28 protein-coding genes are annotated in these 24882 nt (G+C 62.8%); 15 read left to right on the forward strand and 13 right to left on the reverse strand.

The window, feature by feature from the left end; translation table 11 throughout:
* The first annotated feature begins 1 nt into the window (after position 1).
* From urtA to urtE, 5 genes are read left to right on the forward strand one after another with little or no spacing between them, the layout of a single operon-like run.
* Positions 2 to 1270, forward strand: a complete 1269-nt coding sequence (gene urtA, locus ITX55_RS12825; RefSeq protein ID WP_025302020.1) for an urea ABC transporter substrate-binding protein — start codon at positions 2 to 4, stop codon at positions 1268 to 1270.
* Positions 1271 to 1326: 56 nt separating this feature from the next.
* Positions 1327 to 2907: an urea ABC transporter permease subunit UrtB gene (urtB, locus tag ITX55_RS12830; RefSeq protein ID WP_108680326.1), complete on the forward strand. Its 1581-nt coding sequence runs from the start codon at positions 1327 to 1329 to the stop codon at positions 2905 to 2907.
* Positions 2907 to 3983, forward strand: coding sequence for an urea ABC transporter permease subunit UrtC (gene urtC, locus ITX55_RS12835; RefSeq protein ID WP_033642333.1), 1077 nt, complete (start codon positions 2907 to 2909; stop codon positions 3981 to 3983). The genes urtB and urtC overlap by 1 nt, the downstream gene beginning before the upstream one ends.
* Positions 3980 to 4786: an urea ABC transporter ATP-binding protein UrtD gene (gene urtD / locus ITX55_RS12840; RefSeq protein ID WP_015377102.1), complete on the forward strand. Its 807-nt coding sequence runs from the start codon at positions 3980 to 3982 to the stop codon at positions 4784 to 4786. Before urtC ends, urtD begins: the two co-directional genes overlap by 4 nt.
* A 12-nt stretch (positions 4787 to 4798) precedes the next feature.
* Complete coding sequence (gene urtE / locus ITX55_RS12845) at positions 4799 to 5497, forward strand: urea ABC transporter ATP-binding subunit UrtE (RefSeq protein WP_108680327.1); 699 nt, start codon at positions 4799 to 4801, stop codon at positions 5495 to 5497.
* A 121-nt stretch (positions 5498 to 5618) separates the two neighbouring features.
* Here the strand turns inward: urtE and ITX55_RS24060 are convergent, their stop codons facing one another.
* Both ITX55_RS24060 and ITX55_RS12855 read right to left on the reverse strand, forming a co-directional pair.
* Positions 5619 to 5804 carry a type II toxin-antitoxin system RelE/ParE family toxin gene (locus tag ITX55_RS24060; protein ID WP_232065802.1) on the reverse strand — a complete coding sequence of 62 codons (186 nt, stop codon included), beginning with the start codon at positions 5802 to 5804 and terminating at the stop codon, positions 5619 to 5621.
* Positions 5789 to 6052, reverse strand: coding sequence for a type II toxin-antitoxin system ParD family antitoxin (locus ITX55_RS12855; protein WP_004939442.1), 264 nt, complete (start codon positions 6050 to 6052; stop codon positions 5789 to 5791). The genes ITX55_RS24060 and ITX55_RS12855 overlap by 16 nt, the downstream gene beginning before the upstream one ends.
* A 134-nt stretch (positions 6053 to 6186) precedes the next feature.
* On the opposite strand from ITX55_RS12855, the gene ITX55_RS12860 reads away from it, so the two are divergent.
* Complete coding sequence (locus ITX55_RS12860; RefSeq protein WP_085819318.1) at positions 6187 to 6699, forward strand: DUF2165 family protein; 513 nt, start codon at positions 6187 to 6189, stop codon at positions 6697 to 6699.
* Positions 6700 to 6721: 22 nt separating this feature from the next.
* On the opposite strand, the gene ITX55_RS12865 is transcribed toward ITX55_RS12860, so the two are convergent.
* From ITX55_RS12865 to ITX55_RS12880, 4 genes are all read right to left on the reverse strand, one after another.
* A complete protein-coding gene (locus ITX55_RS12865) occupies positions 6722 to 7234 on the reverse strand; it encodes a GNAT family N-acetyltransferase (RefSeq protein WP_089191349.1) in 513 nt (170 codons plus the stop codon).
* 24 nt (positions 7235 to 7258) lie between these two features.
* On the reverse strand, positions 7259 to 7579 hold the full coding sequence (locus tag ITX55_RS12870; RefSeq protein ID WP_232094302.1) for a type II toxin-antitoxin system RelE/ParE family toxin: 321 nt from the start codon (positions 7577 to 7579) through the stop codon (positions 7259 to 7261).
* Positions 7566 to 7826 carry a type II toxin-antitoxin system Phd/YefM family antitoxin gene (locus ITX55_RS12875; RefSeq protein WP_016928576.1) on the reverse strand — a complete coding sequence of 87 codons (261 nt, stop codon included), beginning with the start codon at positions 7824 to 7826 and terminating at the stop codon, positions 7566 to 7568. The genes ITX55_RS12870 and ITX55_RS12875 overlap by 14 nt, the downstream gene beginning before the upstream one ends.
* Before the next feature lie 68 nt (positions 7827 to 7894).
* Complete coding sequence (locus ITX55_RS12880; RefSeq protein ID WP_042783945.1) at positions 7895 to 9130, reverse strand: FAD-dependent oxidoreductase; 1236 nt, start codon at positions 9128 to 9130, stop codon at positions 7895 to 7897.
* Positions 9131 to 9411: 281 nt separating this feature from the next.
* Between ITX55_RS12880 and ITX55_RS12885 the strand changes: the two genes are divergently transcribed.
* Positions 9412 to 10281, forward strand: coding sequence for a LysR substrate-binding domain-containing protein (locus ITX55_RS12885; protein ID WP_033642340.1), 870 nt, complete (start codon positions 9412 to 9414; stop codon positions 10279 to 10281).
* Here ITX55_RS12885 and sseA read toward each other — a convergent pair.
* The gene (sseA, locus tag ITX55_RS12890) at positions 10278 to 11123 is read right to left on the reverse strand and encodes a 3-mercaptopyruvate sulfurtransferase (protein WP_033652690.1); all 846 of its coding nucleotides are present in this window, start codon (positions 11121 to 11123) and stop codon (positions 10278 to 10280) included. The two genes, ITX55_RS12885 and sseA, sit on opposite strands and share 4 nt — an antisense overlap.
* Positions 11124 to 11229: 106 nt before the next feature.
* On the opposite strand from sseA, the gene ITX55_RS12895 reads away from it, so the two are divergent.
* Entirely contained in the window at positions 11230 to 11652 is a 423-nt protein-coding gene (locus ITX55_RS12895; RefSeq protein ID WP_033652679.1) for an NUDIX hydrolase, read from the forward strand.
* A gap of 10 nt (positions 11653 to 11662) precedes the next feature.
* Here the strand turns inward: ITX55_RS12895 and ITX55_RS12900 are convergent, their stop codons facing one another.
* The 3 genes from ITX55_RS12900 to ITX55_RS12910 form a co-directional block, all read right to left on the reverse strand.
* Positions 11663 to 12328, reverse strand: a complete 666-nt coding sequence (locus tag ITX55_RS12900) for an epimerase (RefSeq protein WP_033652680.1) — start codon at positions 12326 to 12328, stop codon at positions 11663 to 11665.
* Entirely contained in the window at positions 12325 to 13350 is a 1026-nt protein-coding gene (locus ITX55_RS12905; protein ID WP_033652681.1) for an AraC family transcriptional regulator, read from the reverse strand. Before ITX55_RS12905 ends, ITX55_RS12900 begins: the two co-directional genes overlap by 4 nt.
* A gap of 81 nt (positions 13351 to 13431) precedes the next feature.
* Positions 13432 to 14868, reverse strand: coding sequence for a PLP-dependent aminotransferase family protein (locus ITX55_RS12910; protein WP_089191352.1), 1437 nt, complete (start codon positions 14866 to 14868; stop codon positions 13432 to 13434).
* A gap of 179 nt (positions 14869 to 15047) precedes the next feature.
* Between ITX55_RS12910 and ITX55_RS12915 the strand changes: the two genes are divergently transcribed.
* The 3 genes from ITX55_RS12915 to ITX55_RS12925 all read left to right on the forward strand — a co-directional run bounded on the left by ITX55_RS12915 (position 15048) and on the right by ITX55_RS12925 (position 17222).
* Positions 15048 to 15230, forward strand: coding sequence for a DUF1127 domain-containing protein (locus ITX55_RS12915; RefSeq protein WP_071997827.1), 183 nt, complete (start codon positions 15048 to 15050; stop codon positions 15228 to 15230).
* A gap of 9 nt (positions 15231 to 15239) precedes the next feature.
* Entirely contained in the window at positions 15240 to 15863 is a 624-nt protein-coding gene (locus tag ITX55_RS12920; RefSeq protein ID WP_033642346.1) for a glutathione S-transferase family protein, read from the forward strand.
* Positions 15864 to 16091: 228 nt separating this feature from the next.
* Positions 16092 to 17222, forward strand: coding sequence for a Gfo/Idh/MocA family protein (locus ITX55_RS12925; protein WP_033642347.1), 1131 nt, complete (start codon positions 16092 to 16094; stop codon positions 17220 to 17222).
* A gap of 101 nt (positions 17223 to 17323) precedes the next feature.
* On the opposite strand, the gene ITX55_RS12930 is transcribed toward ITX55_RS12925, so the two are convergent.
* The 3 genes from ITX55_RS12930 to ITX55_RS12940 are packed head-to-tail and all read right to left on the reverse strand — an operon-like array spanning position 17324 to position 20455.
* Positions 17324 to 19195: an amidohydrolase gene (locus ITX55_RS12930; protein ID WP_108680329.1), complete on the reverse strand. Its 1872-nt coding sequence runs from the start codon at positions 19193 to 19195 to the stop codon at positions 17324 to 17326.
* Positions 19196 to 19216: 21 nt separating this feature from the next.
* Positions 19217 to 19762 carry an antibiotic biosynthesis monooxygenase gene (locus ITX55_RS12935; RefSeq protein ID WP_033652685.1) on the reverse strand — a complete coding sequence of 182 codons (546 nt, stop codon included), beginning with the start codon at positions 19760 to 19762 and terminating at the stop codon, positions 19217 to 19219.
* A gap of 48 nt (positions 19763 to 19810) precedes the next feature.
* A complete protein-coding gene (locus ITX55_RS12940) occupies positions 19811 to 20455 on the reverse strand; it encodes a hydrolase (protein WP_004939390.1) in 645 nt (214 codons plus the stop codon).
* Between the two features lie 140 nt (positions 20456 to 20595).
* Between ITX55_RS12940 and ITX55_RS12945 the strand changes: the two genes are divergently transcribed.
* The 4 genes from ITX55_RS12945 to ITX55_RS12960 all read left to right on the forward strand — a co-directional run bounded on the left by ITX55_RS12945 (position 20596) and on the right by ITX55_RS12960 (position 24863).
* Positions 20596 to 21507, forward strand: a complete 912-nt coding sequence (locus ITX55_RS12945) for a LysR substrate-binding domain-containing protein (RefSeq protein ID WP_108680330.1) — start codon at positions 20596 to 20598, stop codon at positions 21505 to 21507.
* Between the two features lie 41 nt (positions 21508 to 21548).
* On the forward strand, positions 21549 to 21923 hold the full coding sequence (locus tag ITX55_RS12950; protein WP_033652687.1) for a cell envelope integrity TolA C-terminal domain-containing protein: 375 nt from the start codon (positions 21549 to 21551) through the stop codon (positions 21921 to 21923).
* A gap of 938 nt (positions 21924 to 22861) precedes the next feature.
* Complete coding sequence (locus ITX55_RS12955) at positions 22862 to 23920, forward strand: fatty acid desaturase (RefSeq protein ID WP_108680332.1); 1059 nt, start codon at positions 22862 to 22864, stop codon at positions 23918 to 23920.
* A 13-nt stretch (positions 23921 to 23933) separates the two neighbouring features.
* Complete coding sequence (locus tag ITX55_RS12960; RefSeq protein ID WP_223085120.1) at positions 23934 to 24863, forward strand: ABC transporter substrate-binding protein; 930 nt, start codon at positions 23934 to 23936, stop codon at positions 24861 to 24863.
* The last annotated feature ends 19 nt before the right edge of the window (positions 24864 to 24882 follow it).

Here is a 24882-nt window from a genome sequence, read left to right on the forward strand (position 1 = left end):
TATGCAACGTCGTCGTTTTATCAAAGCTTTTGCGCTGTCCGCCGCCGCTGTCGGCCTGGGCCTGGCCTGGAGCGCGCAGGCCGCCGACACCATCAAGGTCGGTATTCTGAGTTCGCTCTCCGGCACCATGGCGATTTCCGAGACGCCGCTGAAGGATGTGGCGCTGATGACCATCGACGAGATCAACGCCAAAGGCGGGGTGCTCGGCAAAAAGCTGGAGCCGGTGGTGGTGGATCCGGCCTCCAACTGGCCGCTGTTCGCCGAAAAGGCGCGCCAGCTGCTGAGCCAGGACAAGGTGGCGGCGGTGTTTGGCTGCTGGACTTCGGTGTCGCGCAAGTCGGTGCTGCCGGTGTTTGAGGAGCTGAACGGCCTGCTGTTCTATCCGGTGCAATACGAAGGCGAAGAGATGTCGCCGAACGTGTTCTACACCGGTGCGGCGCCGAACCAGCAGGCGATCCCGGCGGTGGAATACCTGCTGAGCGAGGACGGCGGCGGCGCCAAGCGCTTCTTCCTGTTGGGCACCGATTACGTCTATCCGCGCACCACCAACAAGATCCTGCGCGCCTTCCTGCACAGCAAAGGCGTGCAGGACAAGGATATCGAAGAGGTCTATACGCCGTTCGGCTACAGCGATTACCAGACCATCGTCGCCAACATCAAGAAGTTCGCCGCCGGCGGCAACACCGCGGTGATCTCCACCATCAACGGCGATTCCAACGTGCCGTTCTACAAAGAACTCGCCAACCAGGGCGTCAAGGCCACCGACGTGCCGGTGATCGCCTTCTCGGTCGGCGAGGAGGAGCTGCGCGGCATCGACACCAAGCCGCTGGTGGGCAACCTGGCGGCCTGGAACTACTTCGAATCGCTGGATAACCCGACCAACAAACAGTTTGTCAGCCAGTGGAAAGCCTACGCCAAGGCGCACAATCTGCCGAATTACGCCACTGCGGTCACCAACGATCCGATGGAGGCCACCTACGTCGGCCTCCACATGTGGGCGCAGGCGGTGGAAAAGGCCGGCACCACCGACGTCGATAAGGTGCGCGCGGCGATGGCTGGGCAAACCTTCGCCGCGCCGTCGGGCTTCACGCTGACCATGGACAAGACCAATCACCACCTGCACAAGCCGGTGATGATCGGCGAGATCGAGGGCAACGGCCAGTTCAACGTGGTGTGGCAGACCGAGGCGCCGGTGCGCGCGCAGCCGTGGAGTCCGTATATCGCCGGCAACGACAAAAAACCGGATTACCCGGTGAAAGGCGGCAAGTAACGTCACTCAGCGCCGGCGCGGCTCGACGCGCGCCGGCCCAACAGAAGAGGCAGCTGATGCAATCTCCGTTTTTATCCTCTCTGCGCGCCGGGCTGTGGCTGTTGTGCGCCTGGCCCCTGCTGGCGCAGGCCGGGCCGGCCGATGAGTTCGCGGCGGCCACTCGCGCGCAGCAGGCTAAACTGCTGCAGGCGTGGGCGGCCGAGCCGGACGCCGCGCGCCTGCCGTTGCTGCAGGGGCTGCAGCAGGAAACCGTGGCGATCGACGGGGCGAAACGCGCCTTTATCCGCCAGGGCGACCGCTATCTGCCGCTTGAAGGTGAGGCGGCCCCGGTTGGCGAGCCGAAGAAGGTGTGGCTGAACAACCGGCTGCGCATTCTGATCGCCAACGCGTTGTCGGCGCAGCGGTTGGTCAGCGCGGACGCGGCGGTGCGGCTGCAGGCGGCGACCGCGCTGCAGCGCGAGGCGCAGGGCGAGCAGTTGCCGCTGTTGACCCGGCGGCTGGCGCAGGAGAAAGACCCGCAGGTACGCGACGCGCTGAGCATTGCGCTGGCGAACCTGCAATTGGCCGACGCCAGCCCGCAGGTGCGCTTCAATGCGGTGCGGCTGCTGGGGGAATCGGGCGAGCCGGAAACCCGCGCGCGGCTGCAAGCCTTGACCGATGCGGCCAATGAGCCGGACGCCGCGGTGCGCGCCGAGGCGCAGCGCAGCTTGCAGCGCGTGCAGCACCGCCTGATGATCGGCGATCTGCTCGGCCAGGCGTTCAGCGGCCTGTCGCTCGGTTCGATCCTGCTGTTGGCGGCGCTCGGCCTGGCGATCACCTACGGCCTGCTCGGCGTCATCAATATGGCGCACGGTGAAATGCTGATGCTCGGCGCCTATTCCGCCTATCTGGTGCAGGGGCTGTTTCAGCAATTTGCGCCGCAGTGGCTGGCGCTCTACCCGCTGGCGGCGCTGCCGGTGGCGTTCGCCATCACCGCCGGGATCGGCATGGCGCTTGAGCGCACGGTGATCCGCCACCTGTACGGCCGGCCGCTGGAAACCCTGCTGGCCACCTGGGGCATCAGCCTGGTGCTGATCCAACTGGTGCGGGTGCTGTTCGGCGCGCAGAACGTCGAGGTCGCCAACCCGGCGTGGCTGTCGGGCGGCGTGCAGCTGTTGCCGAACCTGGTGTTGCCGTGGAACCGCATCGCGGTGATCGCGTTCGTGCTGCTGGTGCTGGCGTTGACCTGGCTGCTGCTGAACAAAACCCGGCTCGGCATGAACGTGCGCGCGGTGACGCAAAACCGCGCGATGGCGGCCTGCTGCGGCGTGCCCACCGGCCGGGTGGACATGCTGGCCTTCGGGTTGGGATCCGGCATCGCCGGGCTCGGCGGGGTGGCGCTGTCGCAGTTGGGCAACGTCGGGCCGGAGCTGGGGCAAGGTTACATCATCGATTCGTTCCTGGTGGTGGTGCTCGGCGGCGTCGGCCAGCTGGCGGGGACGGTGGCGGCGGCCTTCGGCCTCGGCATCGTCAACAAGATCCTCGAGCCGCAGATCGGCGCCGTGTTGGGCAAGATCCTGATCCTGGTGCTGATCGTTCTGTTTATTCAAAAGCGTCCGCAGGGGCTGTTCGCCCTTAAGGGCAGGGTGATTGACTGATGAGCCAACCATTGACCGTAACCGGCGTGCAGAAAGCGCCCCGGCTGGCGTTGAGCATCGGCGGGCTGGCGTTGCTGGCGCTGCTGGTCATGCCGTTCATGACGTTGTTGCCGGCGGGTCATCCGCTGGCGGTGTCCACCTATACCCTGACGCTGGCGGGCAAGATCCTGTGCTACGCGGTGGTGGCGGTGGCGCTCGATCTGGTGTGGGGCTATGCCGGGCTGCTGTCGCTCGGCCACGGGCTGTTCTTCGCGCTCGGCGGCTACGCCATGGGCATGTACCTGATGCGGCAGGCGGCGGGTGACGGGCTGCCGGCGTTTATGGCGTTCCTCTCCTGGAACGAGCTGCCGTGGTTCTGGAGCGGCACCCAGCATTTCGCCTGGGCGCTGTGCCTGATCGTGCTGGTGCCGGGCCTGCTGGCCTTCCTGTTCGGCTACTTCGCCTTCCGCTCGAAAATCAAAGGGGTATATTTCTCGATCATGACCCAGGCGCTGACCTATGCCGGCATGCTGCTGTTCTTTCGCAACGAAACCGGCTTCGGCGGCAATAACGGCTTTACCGGTTTCACCACGCTGCTCGGCTTTCCCATCACCGCCGCCGGCACGCGGGTGGCGCTGTTTCTGGCGACGGTGCTGCTGCTGGCCGCCAGCCTGGCCATCGGCTTTGCGCTGGCGCGCAGCAAGTTCGGCCGGGTGCTGACCGCGGTGCGCGATGCGGAAAACCGGCTGACCTTCTGCGGCTACGATCCGAAGGGCTTCAAGCTGTTCGTCTGGACGCTGTCGGCGGTGCTGTGCGGGCTGGCCGGCGCGCTCTATGTGCCGCAGGTCGGCATCATCAACCCCGGCGAAATGTCGCCGACCAACTCGATCGAGGCCGCCATCTGGGTGGCGCTCGGCGGGCGCGGCACGCTGGTGGGGCCGCTGCTCGGCGCCGGCATCGTCAACGGCGCCAAGAGCTGGTTCACCATGGCCATTCCCGAATATTGGCAGTTCTTCCTCGGCCTGATGTTTATCGTCGTCACGCTGTTTCTGCCCAAAGGGGTGATCGGCCTGCTGCGTCGGAGGAAAAGCTCATGAAAGCGATGCAAGTGACCGACGAGCTGTTTACCCACCCGCTGCCGGCGGATAAATACCGGCAGCAAACCGATCCGGTGCTGCAGCTCGACAACGTCAACGTCAGCTTCGACGGTTTTCGCGCGCTGACCGATCTGTCGCTGCGCATTGGCGTCGGCGAACTGCGCTGCGTGATCGGCCCCAACGGTGCCGGTAAGACCACGCTGATGGATGTGATCACCGGCAAGACCCGGCCGGACAGCGGCAGGGTGTTTTACGATCAGACCGTCGATCTGACCCGGCTGGCGCCGATGCAGATCGCCCACGCCGGCATCGGCCGCAAGTTTCAAAAACCGACGGTGTTTGAGGCGCTGACGGTGTTCGAAAATCTGGAGATCGCGCAGAAAACCCGCAAATCGGTGTGGGCCTGCCTGCGCGCCCGCCTGAGCAGCGAACAGCGCGACCGCATCGACGAGATGTTGAAGACCCTGCGGCTGGGGCATGAACGCCACCGGCCCGCCGGGCTGTTGTCCCACGGGCAGAAACAGTTTCTCGAGATCGGCATGCTGCTGGTGCAGGAACCGCACCTGCTGCTGCTCGACGAACCGGCGGCCGGCATGACCGACGCCGAAACCGACTACACCGCCGAACTGTTCCGCGAGCTGGCGGGCAAGCATTCGCTGATGGTGGTGGAACACGATATGGGGTTTGTGGAAACCATCGCCGATCGCGTGACGGTGCTGCACCAGGGGCAGGTGCTGGCGGAAGGATCGCTGGCACAGGTGCAGGCCGATGAACGGGTGATTGAGGTATATCTGGGGCGCTGAGGAGGCGTAACGATGCTGCAGGTAGAGGAATTGAATCAGTATTACGGCGGCAGCCACATTCTGCGCGGCCTGTCGTTCGAGGCGCGCATCGGCGAGGTGACCTGCCTGCTGGGGCGCAACGGCGTGGGCAAGACCACGCTGCTGAAATGCCTGATGGGGCTGGTCCCGGCGCGCAGCGGCAGCGTCCGTTGGCGGGGCGAAACCATCACCGGTAAAAAGCCGCATCAGCGGGTGCAGGCGGGCATCGCCTATGTGCCGCAGGGGCGGGAGATTTTTCCGCGCCTGACGGTGGAGGAAAATCTGCTGATGGGGCTGGCGCGTTTTTCCGGCGCCGACGCGCGCGCGGTGCCGGATCCGATCTATGAACTGTTTCCGGTGCTGCGGCAAATGAAGGATCGGCGCGGCGGCGATCTCTCCGGCGGGCAACAGCAGCAGCTGGCGATCGGCCGGGCGCTGGCCTGCCGGCCGCAGCTGCTGATCCTCGACGAGCCGACGGAAGGGATCCAGCCTTCGGTGATCAAGGAGATCGGCGCGGTGATCAAGCAGCTGGCGGCGAAGGGCGATATGGCGATCCTGCTGGTGGAACAGTTCTATGACTTCGCCGCCGACCTGGCGGACAGCTATCTGGTGATGTCGCGCGGCAGCATCGTGCAGCGCGGCGCCGGCAGCGCTATGGAACAGGACGGCGTCCGCGCGCTGGTGGCGATTTAACGTTGGGTCAGCTGAAAAAGGATTGGCTGAGCGGATCGCGGGAATGATGCAGCACTCTGATGATATTCACCTCCCGCCTGTGCTGTCGAAAATAAATCAGGTGGTTGGCGACGGGCAATACCTATAGGCCGGGGCCGATTGCATCGATGTTTTTGCCGAGTTGGTGGTGGCTAAGGTTATCGAAAGCCTGATGCAGGCGGCGCAGATAATCTTCGGCCACCTGCAAGCCAAAGTGCGCCAACCCGTAAAAATAGATCTCTTCCATATCGTCCAACGCTTTTGGACGAACGGTTACTCTCCTGCGCATCCTTTTGCTTTGCTCCGTATTCTTTCCATGAACACATCACGATCCCATTCGACGGCTTCGCCGCTGTTCTCTCCTTCGGCGATCAAGCGCCTAAGCTCTTCCAGTTTTGAGGCGGCGGTACGTTCGCGCAAAGTGCGCACGGATTCGCGGATGACTTCGCTGGGCGTTCGGTAATCGCCGCTGGCCACCAGGTCTTCGACGAAGCTACGCAGTTCGTCACCCAGATCTACCGTTAGTGTTCTGCCCATTGTTCCTCCTCACTTTCGGCTATGCTGCGTCATTGTAAGATTAGTTCTTACATTGTGCACGTCAAACTATCAGGATCTCAATAGCGGTCCCGTCATGAGGGCGGGAGTCACCCGTTTATTCATTAAGGATAACCATGAACGAAATCACTGTGTCACGCCTCGGTTGCATCGTCCTTTCTCTGTTTCCGGCCCTGTGGGGGCTGTTCAGCCTGTTGAACAATACGGCGGATTTTGCCGGCACCGCGCGCAATGCGGTGGGCCCACTGCTCGCCATGCAGGATACCTATCAAACGCCTGGGCTGATGTGGCGCGCGATCAGCGCCGACTGGGCCTGCATGTTGGGGTTGGCGGTCATCACCGCGCTGGAAACGCTGGCCGGCCTATTCGCGACGGCGGGCGTGGCGCTGATGATCGGGCGATTGAAAGGCTCTTACGCCGCTTTCGCCAAGGGCAAAGCCTGGGCGATGCTGGGGGCGCTTTGCGCGATAACGGTGTGGGGCGTCGGCTTTATGGTGGTCGCCGGCGACTGGTTTATGGCCTGGCAGGCCAAGAAGGATCCGCTGGCGGTGCAGCTGGGGGCGCTGATCTACCTGGCGCCCAATGCGTTTGCCTTGCTGTTCCTGATGCTGCAGCGGGAGCCGCGCTAAACGACGGCGGAGCGGGGCGCGGTTACAGCGCCTTGCTCATATACCAAATGCCTATCGAGCCCTGGGCGCTGGTGTAGCAGGTCTCGCCACAAATGCTCAATCCTTGACGCTGATAAAAACGTTGGGCGCGGGTGTTGCGTTGCAGCACTTCCAGCCACAGCATTTTTTGCCGACGGTCGATAGCCCGCTGCTGCACCTGTTCGTACAGGCGCTGGCCATAGCCGTTGCCGGCATGGCCCGGCAGAAAATAGATTTTCTGCAGCTCTGCGCCGATGTGCTCGGTTGGTGCCAGCAGGCTGTCGAAGTTCACCCGCGCATAGCCGACGAGGGCGTCATCCTCATGGGCCAACAGCCAGCATACGTCGGGATCGCGCAGCGTCCGTTCCAGCGCGGAGACGGAAAAATCCTCCGCCAGAAAGGCCTCCAGCTCGTGCGGGTAGCGCCACAGCTCACCGAAGTGGGCGCGGTAGGTGCGGATGCCGATATCGCGCACTTGCGTTAAATCTTCCAGCAATGCCTGACGAACGGTGAACATCAGTGCCCCTTTGAGTAAGAAAAATTACAGCCGTTGTTCCAGATGGCGGTGAGGCACCATCGCCTGATGCAGAATGGCGAGAACGGTGATGCCGGCAGGGCGGTTGCGGTAGTAGATCCTATGGCTGGCGTAAGGAAAACTGCGTATATCTTCGCCCAGATCGTGGAAGTGAGCTTTACCCGCTTCCGGCATATCTGCCAAATGATGCATGACCTCTCTCAACTGCTCAAGATAGCGGCGAGATTGCGCTTGGCCCCAGTGCTCGATGGTGAAATGACGAATAGCCAGCAGATCTTGTTGGGCCTGCGGGGTGAGGCGAAACGCGGGTATCTCAGTCTGTTTCATCGGTGAGCAGACGGTTGAAGAAGGCATCGCCGTCTACCGCCTTACCGGCGTCTTCCTCGGCGGTAGCCTGCGCGATTTTTTGCTGCAGTGCGCTTAATTTGAGATCTTCCAGCGCCTGGTAATCTTCTACAGACATGACGACGGCGACCGGTTTGCCGTTGCGATTGATTTGCACCGGTTCACGCTGCGCCTTGAGCAGCAAATCGCCGAATTGGGTTTTGGCCTCGTTCGCGGTGAGTGCGTACATTTAATCGCTCCAGTTAATTAAATCGTTCGATTTAACCATTATACGACGCGATGAAAAAATCACCAATGCTATTCCGGCGGGCAGGTTTCGTTGGACAGATGCCGCGGTGTTTCACGGCGAAAACCCAGGCCGATGATGCGGCCGAACAGGCGCGGCAGCCAGCGGCTGTTACCGACGCGGGCGATCAAGCGCGAGCCGCCCGCCGCGCGGCGTTCGCCCGGCTTGCGCTGGCTCATTTTGATCTGCAAAAACTGGATGGCGCGAGTGGGGAGTTCGCGCCGGCGCTGCACGCTCAGCAGATGCTTCAGCTGCAGCCGATGCTGGCGCAGCGGCGGGATCAGGGCGTTGGCGGCGGCCACCGCGTCCTGAATCGCCAGGTTGACGCCCACGCCGCCGATCGGCGACATGGCGTGCGCGGCGTCGCCGATGCACAGCACTCCCGGTTTGGCCCAGCGATCCAGACGATCGATGCGAATGCTCAGCAGTTTGACCTGATCCCACTCGACGATCTCCTGCAGGCGATCGTCCTGGAACGGCGCCACCTCAGCGAGGTGCAGTAAAAATTTCTCCAGCCCGCTGTGGCGGATCGCATCGAAGCTGCCTTTGTCGATCGAGTAACCGCACTGCCAGTAGTCGCCGCGATCGATCATGATGAAGTTCTGTTTCGGCCCGGTGTGGCCCATCGACCAGGCCGGATCGCCCGGCTGCTTGCTGAGCTTCATCCACAATACGTCGCGCGGCGCGCCGAAGGATCGGCTGCTGAGCGCCGCCTGTTCGCGCACCACCGAGTTGCGGCCGTCGGTGCCGACCACCAACTGGCTGCGCACGCGGATCGGGCCTTCTGGCGTGTCGGCCAGCACGCCGCACACCTGGCCGCGGTCGTACAGCAGCTGGTGAACCTGCGTTGAGGTCAGCAGCCTGAAGTTGGGGAAGGCGGCGGCCTGCTGGGCCAAAAAGTTGAGGAACTCCCACTGCGGCATAAAGGCGATAAATTTGCAGCGCGTCGGCAGGCGGGTGAAATCCGCCAGCTTGATGTCGCGTCCGGCGACTTCGGCGTGCAGAGATTCCGCGCGCTGATGCGGCAGCGTCAGCAGTTCGTCGAGCAGGCCCAGTTGATGCATGACTTCCAGCGTCGACGGGTGAATGGTGTCACCGCGAAAATCGCGCAGGAAATCGGCGTGCTTCTCCAGCACCGTCACGTCGATCCCCGCCCGCGCCAGCAGATAGCCGAGCATCAGCCCGGCGGGGCCGCCTCCCACGATGCAGCAGGTGGTGGCGTAAGGTGTGATTGGTGATGACGACATGACGGTTGACCCCGGAGAGCGACCCGCATCCCGCGAGCCGCAAATGAATATGCAATATTGATAATGATTATCAATATCACATTGAGCTGTCAACCCGCAGCGCAGTGTGGTCAAAGGGAGCGGACAGAGGGGGCGGAACCGGCGGGCAGGGTAAAACGGTATTGCATCGCGAGTATAAGGATTCTCCGGAAAGACATTGACCCGGAGCGCGTGACACGCCATTTTTATCAGTAAAATCGGTATTATTTTGATTGATGGTTCAGAAAATCAGGATGGTCAGCATGGGGCGGATAACGTTCGATCTCGAGGATTTGCGCAGCTTCGTCACCGGCGTCGAGCTGGGCAGCTTCGCCAAGGCGGCTGAACGGCTGGGGCGTTCGACGTCGGCGGTCAGCGCCCACCTGAAAAAACTGGAACAGCAGGTTGGCGCGCCGATCCTGCGCAAGGCCGGGCGCGGCATGGTGATGACCGAGACGGGGGAAACTCTGCTTGGCTACGCGCGCCGTCTGCTGGAGCTTAATGACGAAGCCGCCGCCGCGGTGCGTGGGCTGGATCTGCAGGGCACGGTGCGGTTGGGGCTGCAGGAGGATTTCGGCGAGACGTTTCTGCCGCAGGTGTTGGGCAGCTTCGCGCGCGCCAATCCAAAGGTGAGGATCGAGGCGCGCATCGCGCGTAATGCCGAGCTGATCGACTGGGTGCTGAAAGGCCAGCTGGATCTGTCGCTGGCGTGGGATGGCGGTCTGAGCACGCCGTTTCATCAGGCGCTGGGGCAGCGGCAGTTGCACTGGATTGCATCGCCCGGCTTCGCGCTGGCGCCCTGGCGAGAAGGGGATGAGCCGCTGCCGTTGGTGATGTTTGACGCGCCCTGTCTGATGCGCAGCGCGGCGACGCAGGCGCTGGATCGCGCCGGCATACCCTGGCGCATCGCCTTTAGCAGCCGCAGCCTGAACGGCGTGTGGGCGGCGGTGAGCGCCGGGTTGGGCGTTACGGTGCGCACGGCGGCGGGCTTGCCGCCCGGCCTGTCGCCGCTGGCCCCCGATCTGCTGCCCGCTCTCGGCCAACTCGGCGTGGTGCTGCACCGCGCCGAGGATCAGCCTTCGGCCGCCGTGCAGCGGCTGGCGCAGATCGTGGTCGAGCGGATCGAAACTTAATCTTGGGCGATAGGCTGCTTGCCACTCAGCTGGCCCCATTCGCTCCAGGCGCCGTCATACAGCTTGACCTGCGGCGCGCCGAGCGACAGAAGGCCAAACGCCAGCACCGCCGCCGTCACGCCGGAGCCGCAGCTGGTGATGATTGGGCCGTTGATGTCCACCCCCTTGTCGCTGAAGGTTTGGCGCAGCGCCTCCAATGATTTGAAGCGGCCGTTTTCCAGCAGCTCGCCGTACGGAATGTTGATGCTGCCGGGAATATGGCCGCGATGCAGCCCGGGGCGCGGCTCTGGCGCTTCGGCATAAAAGCGCGGCGCGGCGCGCGCGTCGAGAATTTGCACCGGCGTGCCTAACGCTTGCTCCACTTGCCGCATATCCACCACCGCGTCGGCGTTGAACCGGGCGTTGAACGTCTGCGGGGCAGGCTGCGCCGGGCCGGTTTCCAACGCTTGCCCCAGCGCGGTCCAGCCGTTCAGCCCTTCGTCCAGCACATAAACGCGCTCGGCGCCGAAATTGCGGAAAGTCCACCAGCCGCGCGGTGCGGAGAACTGGTTGCCCTCGTCGTAAATCACCAGGGTATCGCGCTCGCTGATGCCCAATTGGCCCGCCGCCGCGGCGAATTCCGCCGCCGTCGGCAACATGTGCGGCAGCGCGGTGTTTTTGTCCGCCACGTCGTCGATATCAAAATAGACCGCGCCGGGGATATGGCCGCGTTCGAACTCGGCAAGCATATCTTTTTTCGGCGTCAGCCCGACCGGCGACATCCGAACGTCGATCACCACCAGATTTTCATCGTTGATATGTTGCGCAAGCCATTGGGGAGTCACCAGAAACGGAGAGTTCATCGTCATTGTTCGCCTGTTGTGAAAACGGATTTTCACTATACACCAGGCGCGCGGGGATGAAGTATGATGTTCAGTCAAAGGCGATGGGGCCGGGAGCGGAGAAATCATGACGGACGAGGCGTTTGGCGGGGCCAAGATCGCGCTGCTGTGCGACGGTCTCTTGCTGGTTTACCAACGGGACGACAAGCCGGGCATTCCGTGGCCCGGTCAGTGGGATCTGCCCGGCGGCGGGCGGGAAAACGGCGAAACGCCGCTGCAGTGCGTGCAGCGGGAAACGCGGGAAGAGTTCGGCGTGACGATCGCCGAACACCAGGTTGTCTGGCGCCGGCGCTACGCCGGCATTTTGCCCGGCTCCCCGCCGACCTGGTTTATGGCCGGCGAGATCGCCCCGGCGCAGATCGCCGCCATTCGCTTCGGCGACGAAGGCCAGCGCTGGCGGATGATGCCGGTGGCGCAGTTTATTGAGCATCCGCAGGGCATCGAGCATCTGCGCCGCCGGGTGGCGGAGTATTGGCGGCGGCGCGGTTGATGACGGTATTTCAGCGCGTCGCCAGTTGATTGATCTGCGGCGGCTCCAGGATGCGCAAGGCCGTTTCCCGGCGCGCCACCGCCAGCATCGCCAGCCCGATTCGTTCGGTGCTGCTCACCTGCGCGGGAAACAGTCGCAATGCGCCGAGCCACAGCGGCTTGAACAGCCGATAAATCAGATCGTATGCGCGGACTTTGGAGCGAATGCCGTGCAGCGGCACAATGGCGCCGGGGCGGAACATCACCGCGTGGAACGGCAGCGCCAGCAGCGCGTTTTCGGTGGCGCCCTTGACCCTGGCCCACATGCTGCGGCCGCGTTCGCTGCTGTCGGTGCCGACGCCGGAAACGTAGAGGAAGACCATCGTCGGATTCAGCCTCGCCAGCGGGCGGGCGGCGGCCAGCGTCAGATCGTAAGTCACCGCGCGATACTCGGCTTCGCTCAGGCCGGCGGACGAAATCCCCAGGCAGAAGAAACAGGCGTCATAGCCGGCGAGCTGCGGCTCCAGCGCCGACAGATCATGCAGATCGGGCACAGAAAGCTGGCGCAGTTTGGCGTGGCTTTGCGCCACCGGGCGACGGCCGATGCTGAGTACTTCGCTGACCCGCGGATCGCGCAGGCATTCCCGCAGCGCGCCCTGGCCCACCATGCCGCTGGCGCCGAAGATAATCACTTTCATGCTCTGTTCTCCCACTGGCCGGCGGTGCGCTGCATGCGCCAGCGGCTGGGCGTCAGCGCTTCCCACTGAATAAAGGCGCGGCTGAACGAATTCAGCTCTTCGAATCCCAGCACAAAGGCGATTTCCCCTGGCTCAAGATCGGTCTCCGCCAACAAGCGGCAGGCGGTGCGGTGGCGGGTTTTGTCCAACAACTGCTGGTAGCTGTAGCCGTGCCGTTGCAGACGGCGCTGCAGCGTGCGTGGGCTGAGATAGAGCTCCGCGGCCACGCTGTTGACGCTGGGGCGCTGGCCGCGCATGCTGCGGCCGAGGATCGTCATCACCTGTGTGGGCAAGTCTTGCTCGGCGCGCGCTTCGGCCAACTCGGCTTCCAGCTCCGGCAGCAGCAGCGCCAGCATGTCCTGGTCGTGGGTGATGAGCGGCTGCTGCATCAGCGCACGGTCAAATACCAGCACGTCCAGCGGCGCGTCGAATCGCACCGGGCAGCCGAAGTGGCGCAGCAGCGGTGAGTGGGGATCGCGACGGCGGGTCACTTCAAGCGCCTTGGGCTGCAGCGGTAAACCGGTGCCACGGCGGCACAGGGTGGTGATAGAGGCGAACATGGTGTCTATCAGCAATTCCGGCGTATGGTCCTCAATCATCGTCCAACGCGTATGCAGCCGAACGCTGTCGCCATCTTCCTCCAGCATCAGTTCTTCCGGGCACACCAACCGTTTGTAGCGCGCGACTTTACGCAGGGCCTCGCCCATCGTGGCGGAGTGCAGTGCGGCGACCGACGCGATATCGTAATGCTCTGGCGCGACGTCGCCGCCCAGCCGCAGACCAAAGGCGGGATCGTCGCTCAGTTGGGCGAGGGCGCGCCAGACGGCGAAGAACTGCTGGGTGGTCAACCGCACTTTTACGCGCCGCTCGCTGAGCAGCCCGGCGGGCAAGCCGGCCAACTGACCGACCCGTTCGAGATCGACGCCTTGCGCCGCGAGGCGCACCGCCAACGCGTTGGAAACCGGAATTTGATCGCTGCTCATGGTTGTTGCCTGCCAGTGGTAAGAGAAGGCATTACTCTAAAACAACCTGTCCGTGTGCCGATAATCCGATCGCGTCAAGATTTAATCCGATTGCGCCAAACTGTCGCTCGGCATCAGCGCCTGGATGGTGGCGCCGACCCGTTGTACCGCCTGTTCGATCTCCGTCGTCAGCGTCGGCGCATAGTTGATGCGCAGACAGTTGCGGTACTTGCCGGCGGCGGAAAAAATGCTGCCGACGGCGATTTGCACGCCTTGCTGTTCAAGATGGCGGTTCAGCCGCAGGGTGTCGAACGCCTCGTCCAGTTCGATCCACAGCATAAAACCGCCGCGCGGCCGGCTGACGCGGGTGCCGGCCGGGAAGTATTTCAGGATCAGATCGGTCATGCGGTCGCGGTTTTGCTGGTAGCGGGCGCGCATGCGCCGCAGGTGCTTCAGATAGTGCCCGCCGCGGATGAAGTCGGCGATCGCCAGCTGCGGCTGCGTGGCGGTGGCGCCGGAGCCGATGAACTTCATGTGCAGCACCCGCTCCAGATAACGGCCGGGCGCGATCCAGCCCACGCGCAGCCCCGGCGCCAACGTTTTGGAAAACGAGCTGCACAGCAGCACGCGGCCATCTTCGTCGAACGATTTGATGGTGCGCGGCCGCGGGTAGTGATAGGCGATGTCGCCGTAAACGTCATCCTCGATGATCGCCGCGTCGTGGCGCTGCGCCAGCGTCAGCAGCCGCTGTTTATGGGCGTCGGGCATGATGTAGCCCAGCGGGTTGTTGCAGTTGGGCGTCAGCAGGACGGCCTTGACCGGCCACTGTTCCAGCGCCATCTCCAGCGCCGCCAGGCTCACGCCGGTCAGCGGATCGGTGGGGATTTCCAGCGCTTTGATGCCCAATCCCTTCAGCGTTTGCATGGTGCCGTGGAAACAGGGGGAATCGACCGCCACGATGTCGCCGGGTTGGCAAACGGCGCGCAGCCCGGCGGAGATCGCTTCCTGACAGCCGGTGGTGATCAGCAACTGATCGGCGCCGATTTGGCAGCCGGAATCCAGCAGCAGGCGAGCGACCTGTTCGCGCAGCGCGGTCACGCCTTGGATGCTGTCGTAATACAGGCTGCGTAAGTCGCCGTGACGGGCGGCGTTGCGCAGGGCGACGATCAGCGGTTTCATCGTCGGCTCGGCGATGTCCGGCATGCCGCGCCCCAGTTGGATCAGGCCCTCGCGCGGCCGGGTGCGCACCAGTTCCAGCACCTGTTCCCATTGCGAAATGTCCACCGGCCGCTGCGTCGGTGCCGTCATGGCGGGTAGCTCGGCCTGCGTGCGCTGCGCATGCACGAAGTAGCCCGATTTCGGTCGCGCTTCCACCAGGCGCCGTTCTTCCAGCAGGCGGTAGGCTTGTTGCACCGTGCTGATGCTGACGCCGTGTTCCAGGCTCAGCGCGCGCACCGAAGGCAAGCGGTGGCCGACCGGATACAGCCCTTGCTGAATGCGTTGGCTGAGAATGGCGGCCAGCGTGGCGTAGCGTGTCATACAGATATCCCTCATCAGGAAAAGTAACTGAAAAACCGGTACAGATGCCTCAAAAGTAAACCATTCAGCGCATTTTGGCATGCAGCTGTATGAAAAAAATAGCGCTAACGTGCATCTGTATTGTTTTTGCCCGGCGCGCATCATCACAACAAGGCGAAAACATCAGGGGGAATAATAAGATGGCTCTGTTTGATGGCATGACGCCGTGGCGACGGGTAGGCTGGTCACGCTGGCGTTGGTATTTGTTGCGTCGCAGAACGCGCAGAGAGTTACTGCTGCTGAACGACAGGCAACTGGCGGATATCGGCCTGACGCGGGCGGATGCCTGGCGAGAAGGGTATAAACCGTTCTGGAGAGAATAAGGAAAGCGGATGCTGAAATTATTGGGCAAAGCCTCATCGATCAACGTGCGTAAAGTGCTGTGGACCAGCCATGAGCTGGGGCTGACGCTGGAACGGGAAGACTGGGGCAGCGGCTTTCGCTCCACGCAGGAACCCGAGTTTTTGGCGCTCAATCCCAACGGCCTGGTGCCGGTGCTGATCGACGGCGCACGGGTGCTGTGGGAGTCGAACACCATTTGCCGCTATCTGGCGGGGCGGGAAGGGCGCCGCGATCTGCTGCCGCAGGAACCCGGCGCGCGCGCGGCGGTGGAGATGTGGATGGACTGGCAGGCCACCGATCTGAATGGCGCCTGGCGCTATGTGTTCATGTCGCGCGTACGCGGGCATGCGGATTACCAGGATGCCGCCAGCCTGGCCGCCGCCGAGCGCGAGTGGAATCGGCTGATGGGCTTGCTGGATGCGCATTTGGCGCAGCACGGCCCTTACGCCGCCGGCGCCGCCTTCACGCTGGCGGACGTGGTGCTGGGGCTGTCGCTCAACCGCTGGCTGATGACGCCGTTCGAGCGGCCGGAGTATGCGGCGCTGGCGGCCTATCAGCAGCGCCTGCTGCAACGCCCTGGCTACGTTCAGCACGGTGCCAACGGTTTACCGTAATATGAAATAAATGATTCATTTTAACTTATCCGGATACGGCAACGCCGCGTTCGGATTTTCCTTTTTGCATCATCCTGTCAACGTTTCATGAACGACATCACGAATCCGAACTTTCTTTTTCCGTGCGCTTGTTATTGAAATTTATATTCCATATAAAACCGTTATCAGCTGGCGCGTTTCACTCAGGGCGCCGGGTTTCAGGCAAGATTTCGGTCACGGGAGAGGATGATGAAACAGGTACGCGTTGGGTTAATCGGCACCGGCTATATCGGGCGTTGTCACGCTATCGCTTATGCGCAGGCCCCCACGGTATTTCCCCTTAAAGGGGATCTGGTGCTGGAGATGCTGGCGGAGGTGACGCCCGAGCTGGCGGCGCAGCGCGCGGCCGAGTTCGGCTTTGCGCGTTCGACCGGCGACTGGCGGCAGCTGGTGGCCGATCCGGCGATCGACGTGGTGGACATCTGCGCCCCCAACTTCTTGCACAAAGAGATGGCGCTGGCGGCGATCCGCCACGGCAAGCACGTGTATTCGGAAAAACCGCTGGCGCTGGATGCCGCCGACGCGGCGGAGATGGTGCAGGCCGCCCGCGCCAAGGGGGTGAAAACGCTGGTCGGTTTCAACTACATGAAAAACCCCACCAGCCAGCTGGCGCGCGAGATCATCGCCAACGGCGAAATCGGCGAGGTGGTGCATTTTTACGGCACCCACAATGAGGATTACCTGGCCGACCCGCGCACGCCGATCGACTGGCACTGCCGCCGCGCCAGCGCCGGGCTGGGCGCGTTGGGGGATCTGGCGGCGCACATCGTCAATATGGCGCACTACCTGGTGGGCGATATCGTGGCGGTCTCTGGCGATATGCAGACCGTGATCAAACAGCGGCCGGATCCGCAAGACCCGTCGCGTATGCATCCGGTGGAAAACGAAGATCAGGCCAGTGCGCTGCTGCGTTTCGCCGGCGGGGCGATGGGCACTATCGAAACGTCGCGCATCGCCTGCGGGCGCAAGATGGGGCTGACCTATGTGGTTACCGGCACCAAAGGCACGCTGAGTTATACCCAGGAACGGATGGCCGAACTGAAGCTGTATCGACACGATGAACCGGCGGAGCGGCAGGGGTTCAAGACGTTGCTGGTGGGGCCGAAGCACCCGGACTATGCGGCGTTTTGCATCAGCGCCGGGCACGGCATTGGTTTTAACGATCAGAAGACGGTGGAGATCCGCGATCTGGTCAACGGCATCGCCGCGGGCGATCGCATGTGGCCGGACTTTGAAGAGGGCTGGAAGGTGTCGTGCGTGCTGGACGCGATAGCCGCCTCCGCCGAGCAGCGGCGCTGGCTGGAGATCAACCGCGATTGAAAAGGAAATGGCGCTCTCCGCGGACAGCGCCATTAATTTATTATGTTGTTAGCTTAATAGCTTATTAAATTAATTTTATAATAAGTTATTGGCTTGATAACTTAGAACGAGAAACACGAACAGCCGAACGCGCCCCAGAAGGCATTCTCGTCCGACACCGGGATGCTGGAGCGGCGCGCGATGTCATGCTGGTGCGCGTGCACGCCGCACGGGCCGCAGCATTGGTGCGCCTGGCTCACTACCCCGACGCGGGCCGCCGCCGACGGCGGCGCGGAGCGGTAATGGCCCGGCACCTGGGTGACCGGCGACCACTCCGGCAGCACCGGCAGCGGCGGCGGCGCCAGCGGCGAGAAGCTGCTGGCGGCGTAGACTACCTTGCCGTCCACCACCGTCATTACCGACTCGATGCCTTTGATCTGCTCTTCCGGCACGCTGAAGTAGTCCTGCGACAGCACCGCCAAATCCGCCAGTTGGCCGACCTTGATCTGGCCTTTCTTGCCCTGTTCGGTGGAGAACCAGGCGCTGCCCTGGGTCCACAGCATCAGCGCCGTTTCGCGATCCAGCCGGGCGCTGTCGTCGTACATCGCCATGCCGCCGACGGTGCGGCCGGAGACCAGCCAGTACAGCGCCGTCCACGGGTTGTAGCTGGCGACGCGGGTGGCGTCGGTGCCCAGCCCGACCGGCAGCTCGGCCGCCAACATTTTCGCTACCGGCGGCGTATGTTTGGTGGCTTCGATGCCGTAGCGGTCGGCGAAATATTCCCCCTGGAACGCCATGCGGTGCTGGACCGCAATGCCGCCGCCCAGCGCCTTGACGCGCTCAATATTGCGTTCGGTAATGGTTTCGGCGTGGTCGAACAGCCAGTGCAGGCCGTTGAACGGAATATCGCGGTTCACCTTCTCGAACACGTCCAGCATGCGGCTGATGGATTCGTCATAGGTGGCGTGCAGGCGGAACGGCCAGCGGTGCTCGACCAGATGGCGCACCACCCGCTCCAGTTCGTCTTCGGTGCCCGGCGGCAGATCCGGACGCGGCTGCAGGAAGTCTTCGAAGTCGGCGGCGGAAAACACCAGCATCTCGCCGGCGCCGTTGTGGCGATAGAAGTCGGTGCCCTGGCCCGGCTTGAGCATGTCGGTCCACAGCTCGAAGTCTTCCAGTTCCTGCTTCGGCCGCTGGGTGAACAGGTTATAGGCGATGCGGATGGTCAGCTGCTTTTTCTCGTGCAGCTCGGCGATCACCTGATAATCCTCCGGGTAGTTCTGGAAACCGCCGCCGGCGTCGATGGCGCTGGTGAGGCCGAGGCGGTTCAGCTCACGCATAAACTGGCGGGTGGAGTTGACCTGCTGTTCCAGCGGCAGCTTCGGCCCTTTCGCCAGCGTGGCGTACAGGATCATGGCGTTGGGTTTGGCGATCAGCATGCCGGTCGGGTTGCCGTTGGCGTCGCGCTGGATCTCCCCGCCCGGCGGGTTCGGCGTGTCTTTGGTGTAGCCGACTACCTTCAGCGCCGCGCGGTTGAGCAGCGCGCGATCGTATAAATGCAGAATAAATACCGGCGTGTCCGGCGCCGCCTGGTTGATTTCGTCCAGCGTCGGCATGCGGCGTTCGGCAAACTGGAACTCGGTCCAGCCGCCGACTACCCGCACCCATTGCGGGCTCGGCGTGCGCAGCGCCTGCTCTTTCAACATGCGCAGCGCGTCGGCCAGCGAAGGCACGCCTTCCCAGCGCAGCTCCAGGTTGTAGTTCAGGCCGCCGCGGATCAGGTGCAGGTGCGAGTCGTTCAGGCCCGGAATGGCGGTGTGGCCGTGCAGATCGATCACCTGGGTTTCCGGCCCGGCGTGTTGCATGACTTCGGCTTCGCTGCCGACCGCCAGAAACTTGCCGTCGTGAATGGCGACCGCCTGCGCGGTGAGGTTTTGGCGGTCAACGGTGTGAAATTTGCCGTTGGTGAGGATCAATGAAGCGTGGTGGTTCATAACATTCTCCCGGCGAACCGCCTAGCGGCGGATCAGCCATTGATGAAAAACGCGAGTCACGATGGGCATCCACAGGTACACCACCAGAGCGACCACGGTGGCGTCATTGAGAAAATGGCCGAGCAGCGTGCCGTTCAACTGCGGCAGCGCCAGCCCCCAAAACCAGGGCACCAGATTGGTGGAAGGGAAGATCACCAGCAGGGTGATGATGAACTGCTTCCACTGGGGCGGTTGGCGCACGCCGGGGTTGGGCGGGGTAAACCAGAACTCCGCGCCGGGGCGGATCTCGATATGGTCATTCTCCAGCAACAGCGGAGTGACTTCTTCGATGTATTGCTTGCGCAGCGGCGAGTTGAGCCAGCGGTAGAGATTATCGACATTGTCGAAGCGGACCAGCACCGTATAGGCCTGTTCGCTGTCGGATGGGCGGATGACGTTGACGCCCAGATGGCCGGTGAAGCCCGCGGCGTCCGGCATGATGCGGTTCAGCCAGGCCTCATAGGCCTGCTCGTTCCCCGGCGCCAAACGGTGGGTGATCACCAGCGTGACATGCTGCGGATGGGCCATAAAACCGACTCCTGAAAATACCCCGGCGCGGGGCCGGGGCAGGGGGAATTATTTCACCGTGCGGGCCGGTGCGTGGTGCACCATGGTGTAAGCGTAGTCGACGCCCATGCCGTACGCGCCGCTGTGTTCGCGCACCAGCGCCATCACCGCGTCGTAGGTGTCTTTGCGCGCCCAGTCGCGTTGGTACTCCAGCAGCACCTGCTGCCAGGTCACCGGTACGGCGCCGGCCTGCACCATGCGATCGATCGAGCGCTCGTGCGCATCGACGGAGGTGCCGCCGGAGGTGTCGGTCACCACATACACTTCATAGCCGGCTTCCAGCGCCATCAGCGCCGGGAAGGTCAGGCACACTTCGGTCCACAGCGCGGAGATCACCAGCTTTTTGCGGCCGGTGGCTTCCACGGCTTTGACGAAGGCCGCGTCTTCCCAGGAGTTCATCGAGGTGCGTTCAATCGGGGTGATTTCAGGGTGTACCGCCAGCAGCTCCGGCCAGATATAGCCGCTGAAGCTTTCGGTTTCGACCGAGGTGAAAAGGGTAGGAACGTTGAAAATCTTGCCTGCCTTCGCCAAACCAACAACGTTGTTTTTCAGTTGCTGACGATCAATATTAGCCACGCCGAAGGCCATTTGCGGTTGATGATCGATAAAAATCAGTGCGGAGTTGTCTTTATCAAGCAGTTGAAACTTGGACATAATTTACCTTCCCAGTGATATTTCGGTTGAACATCTGATGAGTGTAACGCCGATAAAACCCATGGTAGGCAGAGGGCGATTTCAAAGATACCGCAGAATTTTTGCCGACTTGTTGAGTTTTTTTATACACGGGAGAAAACATGAGATTAAACCTGGAAGCGCTGCTGATTTTGGACGCGCTGGACCGGCACGGATCTTTCGCCGCCGCGGCCGCCGCACTGTTTAAAACCCCTTCGGCACTGAGCTATATGGTGCAAAAGCTCGAGAACGATCTCGACATCACCCTGCTCGATCGCTCCGGCCATCGGGCGAAGTTCACCGATACCGGCAAGCTGATGCTGGAAAAAGGGCGGGTGCTGCTGCGCGCGGCGCAGGATCTGGAACAGCAGGCGCGCTATGTCGAAAACGGCTGGGAAAGCGGGATCACGCTCGGGATCGACGCCTCCTTCCCGTTTGCCCGCCTGTTGCCGCTGATAGAAGAGTTCTACCGGCAGCATCACCATACCCGGCTGCGCTTCAGCCACGAGGTGCTGGCCGGCTCCTGGGAGTCGCTGGTTTACGGCTGCGCCGACATTATCATCGGCGCCATCTGCGAGCCGCCGTCGCGGGTGGGCTATGCGTTCAGCCGCCTGGGGCAGCTGGATTACGTGTTCGCCGTCGCGCCGCAGCATCCGCTGGCCGCACTGCCGGAACCGTTGCCGAAGGATGAGATCCGTCAGCACCGGGCGGTGGTGGTGCGCGATACCTCGCGCGTCAACGCGCCGCAGAGCCTGAACCTGCTGGAAGAGCAAGACACGCTGACAGTCTTCGGCTTCGACGCCAAACTGCAGGCGCAGTTGGCCGGGCTGGGCTGCGGCTATCTGCCGCGCGCCTTGGCGGAACCTTACCTGAACAGCGGCGAACTGGTGGCGAAACGCGTCGAATCGGAACGTTGCAGCGACATCGCCTACTTCGGCTGGCGGGAAAGCGCCAGCGGCCTGGCGGCCAAGTGGTGGCGCGAGCGGCTGCAGCGTTACGCAGATGACGGTGAGGCTTACCCAGCGGCGCAGTAAGGGCGCTCGATAAAGATTAATCCCCAATAAGGACATAGGGAATGAAAAAGACACTAAGCCTGTTGGCGCTGTTACTGTTGAGCGGCTGCGGCGCGGGCGCCGGGCGTCAGGCCGGCACCCCCTTGCCGTCGCCGCAGGCCGAGGCGCCGGTTGCGGCGCCGCTCAGCTATCCGGTGCGGGTGCATAACGCGGTGAGCCGCGAGCTGCGTTTGCCGGAGCATGCGCGCGGCCAACGCTGCACCATCAGCATCCGTTTGCGGCCGGACGGGAAACTGGCGAGCAGCAAGATCGTAAGAGGCGATGCGCCGCTGTGCGCGGCGGCCAACGCGGCGGTGCAGCGCGCGCAGTTTCCACCGATGGCCAGCGCCACTGAATACGCGTTGTTCAACGCCGTGGTGCTCGATTTCGTTCCCTAAAGGGATGTGACCGACGGGCTGCTTGCGCGGCCAATGCTTGTCAGTTAGCGTTTTTTTGAAGTACTCGTGACGTTTTCGGTCGATAAATGAGAGGTGCATCATGAGACTCCCGCACCTCGACCGAGCCAGGGGCCGAAGGCGCGGCCCCTGGCAACCCGCGCCTTTGCCCTATCAGACGGTTGGCTTTGCCAACGTTACTCAGCCCATCCCTGGGCCTCGCCCCTTCGGGGCCGCTGCAAGCAGCGTTCAAATCTGCTCCAGGCAGATTTGTCCTCCCTCCGCCATACCGCATTGAGGCCGGTTGCGACAGGCGTCCCTGCCTGTCTCACCTGAAACCGCCGTCCATGGCGGTTTCGCCTAATGCGCTATGCCTGCGTTCGGCGTCTTCAAGGGCGTCCAATACCGTGCTCATCTCCGATTCCTCTTCTCTGCTATAACCTCATAAAGTACGGGTTGCCCGGTAGCTGCCAGCTCGGGTGTTGACCTTTGACGTGCATCACCGGCTGCCGAGCAAGACGGCGTTGTCAGGGGCAACCGGCCAGGGAAGGCCGTTGAGGCGAGACTAACAGGGACGTTTGTCGTAGCCGACCCGCCCGACAATGCAGACGCGGCGAGGGTATCCGCGTAGCGGACAGACGGTGTTAAGCGAAGGCGCGGGTGGAGGGGCCGCGCCTTCGGCCCCTCCAATTGCCGTTCATTGTAGTAACAGATAAATGCGGAACATTTACGGCAATTCAGGCTACACAAAACACACAAAGATGGGATAAAAAATGCCAGTCAGGTTTAACTGACAGATATCACCGCCTGCGCGGCCCGTTTTTTCGCTTTGACGCGTACGCAACCCGCTGAATTTTCACTTAGCTTTGCCATTTTCGTTATTTTGAACGTCACTGCGGCTCACGGATACTGGGGGAAAATCCCCAACCGCGAGCCGCAGCATGTCCCACGCCCACTATTTGCACCCCGAACAACGCGACCGGATCCGGCGGCTTTATCAGCGTTGGCACTGGCGGCTGGAACTGCCCACCTGGGGGATCATGGCGGCGGTGTACGGCGGCTGGTTTGGCGTGGCGCATTATTGGCAGGCGCTGGGCCCGTGGCTTGGCACGCCGCTGCTGATCCTGCTGGCCACCGGGTATATGTCGCTGCAGCATGAGCTGATCCACGGCCATCCGACGCGCCGGCCGCGCGTCAATCAGCTGTTCGGCCTGTTGCCGCTGGCGGTGTGGTATCCCTATGGGCTGTATCGCGATTCGCATTTGCGCCACCATCGCAATGAACACCTGACCGATCCGCACGAAGATCCCGAAAGTTACTACTTCAGCGCCGCGCAGTGGCGGCGTTATCCCCGCCTGTTGCCGCTGCTGGCCGCGGTGCGCAATACGCTGATCGGCCGGGTGCTCCTCGGCCCGGCGCTGGATATCGCCGCGACCCTGGCCGCGGCGGTGAAGGCGCTTGCCGGTGGCGCATGGCGCGCCTGGGCGATGTGGCTGGTGCACCTGTCGTTGTTGGCGGCGCTGCTGCACTGGCTGCAGGCGCAGGGTATCGGTACGGCGTTTTACCTGTTGGCCATCAGCTATCCGGCGCTGGCGCTGACCAAGGTAAGATCGTTTTTTGAGCATCGCGCCGTGGACGCACCGCAGGCACGTTCTATTATTAATGAGGCGGGCTGGCCGTGGCGGCTGTTGTTTCTCAATCTGAACTACCATTTAGTGCATCACGATCTGCCCGGCCTGCCCTGGTATGGCCTGCGTGAAGTCTATCTGGCGGAACGCGAAGCGTATCAGCGCCGCAGCCAGGGATTTGTCGCGCAAGGCTACGGCGAGTGGCTGCGCGATTACGCGCTGACGCCGATCGACGTCGGCGTGCATCCACTGAGCGCCGGCGAACGGCGGGAGGAACGCGGTGCCCGGCCGAAGAAAAAATTTATTGCGCGCTGGAAGCGCGTTTCTCAGGATTTTCCAACCGAACTGGCCCATGAGCCGGAAAACATATAACCAGAGGAAAAGTATGGCAATCACCTTATCACGCGGACGTTCCTTTGCCGTCGCGCTGGCTCTGCTGGCCACCGGCGGTCTGGCGCAGGCGGCCGACTCGGTACGCGTCGGCTCCAAGATCGATACCGAAGGTTCGCTGCTCGGCAACATCATCGTGCAGGTGCTGGAAGCCAACGGCATCAAAACCACCAACAAACTGCAGCTCGGCACTACCAAGGTGCTGCGCGGCGCCATTACCTCCGGCGAGATCGACATTTACCCGGAGTACACCGGCAACGGCGCGTTTTTCTTCTCCGATGAGAAAGATCCGGCATGGAAGAACGCCCAGGCCGGCTTCGAGAAGGTGAAACAGCTCGACTACGACAAAAACAAAATCGTCTGGTTGGACGCGGCGCCGGCCAACAATACCTGGACTATCGCCATTCGGCAGGACGTGGCGGACGCCAACCATCTCAAAACGCTGGCGGATCTCGGCAAGTGGATTAACGGCGGGGGCAAGTTCAAGCTGGCGGCCTCGGCGGAGTTTATCGAGCGGCCGGATGCGCTGCCGGCGTTCCAGAACGCCTACGGTTTCAAGCTGAATCAGGATCAGCTGCTGTCATTGGCCGGCGGCGACACGGCGGTGACTATCAAGGCCGCGGCGGAGCAGACCTCCGGCGTCAACGCGGCGATGGCCTACGGCACCGATGGCCCGGTGGCGGCGCTGGGGTTGCAGACGCTGGCGGACCCGAAAGGCGTACAACCCATCTACGCGCCGGCGCCGATCGTGCGTGAAGCGGCGCTGAGAGCGCACGCCAATCTGCCTGAACTGCTGAAACCGGTGTTCGCCTCGCTGGATGGGCCGACGCTGCAAAAGCTCAACGCGCAGATCGCCGTGGAAGGCCAGGACGCCAAACAGGTGGCGGCCGCTTACCTGAAAGAGAAAGGATTTGTTAAGGGATAACGCCGAGGTGCCCCCTCTT

It is taken from the genome of Serratia sp. EWG9, assembly GCF_019913725.1.
In the GTDB taxonomy this organism is placed as follows: domain Bacteria; phylum Pseudomonadota; class Gammaproteobacteria; order Enterobacterales; family Enterobacteriaceae; genus Serratia; species Serratia ureilytica.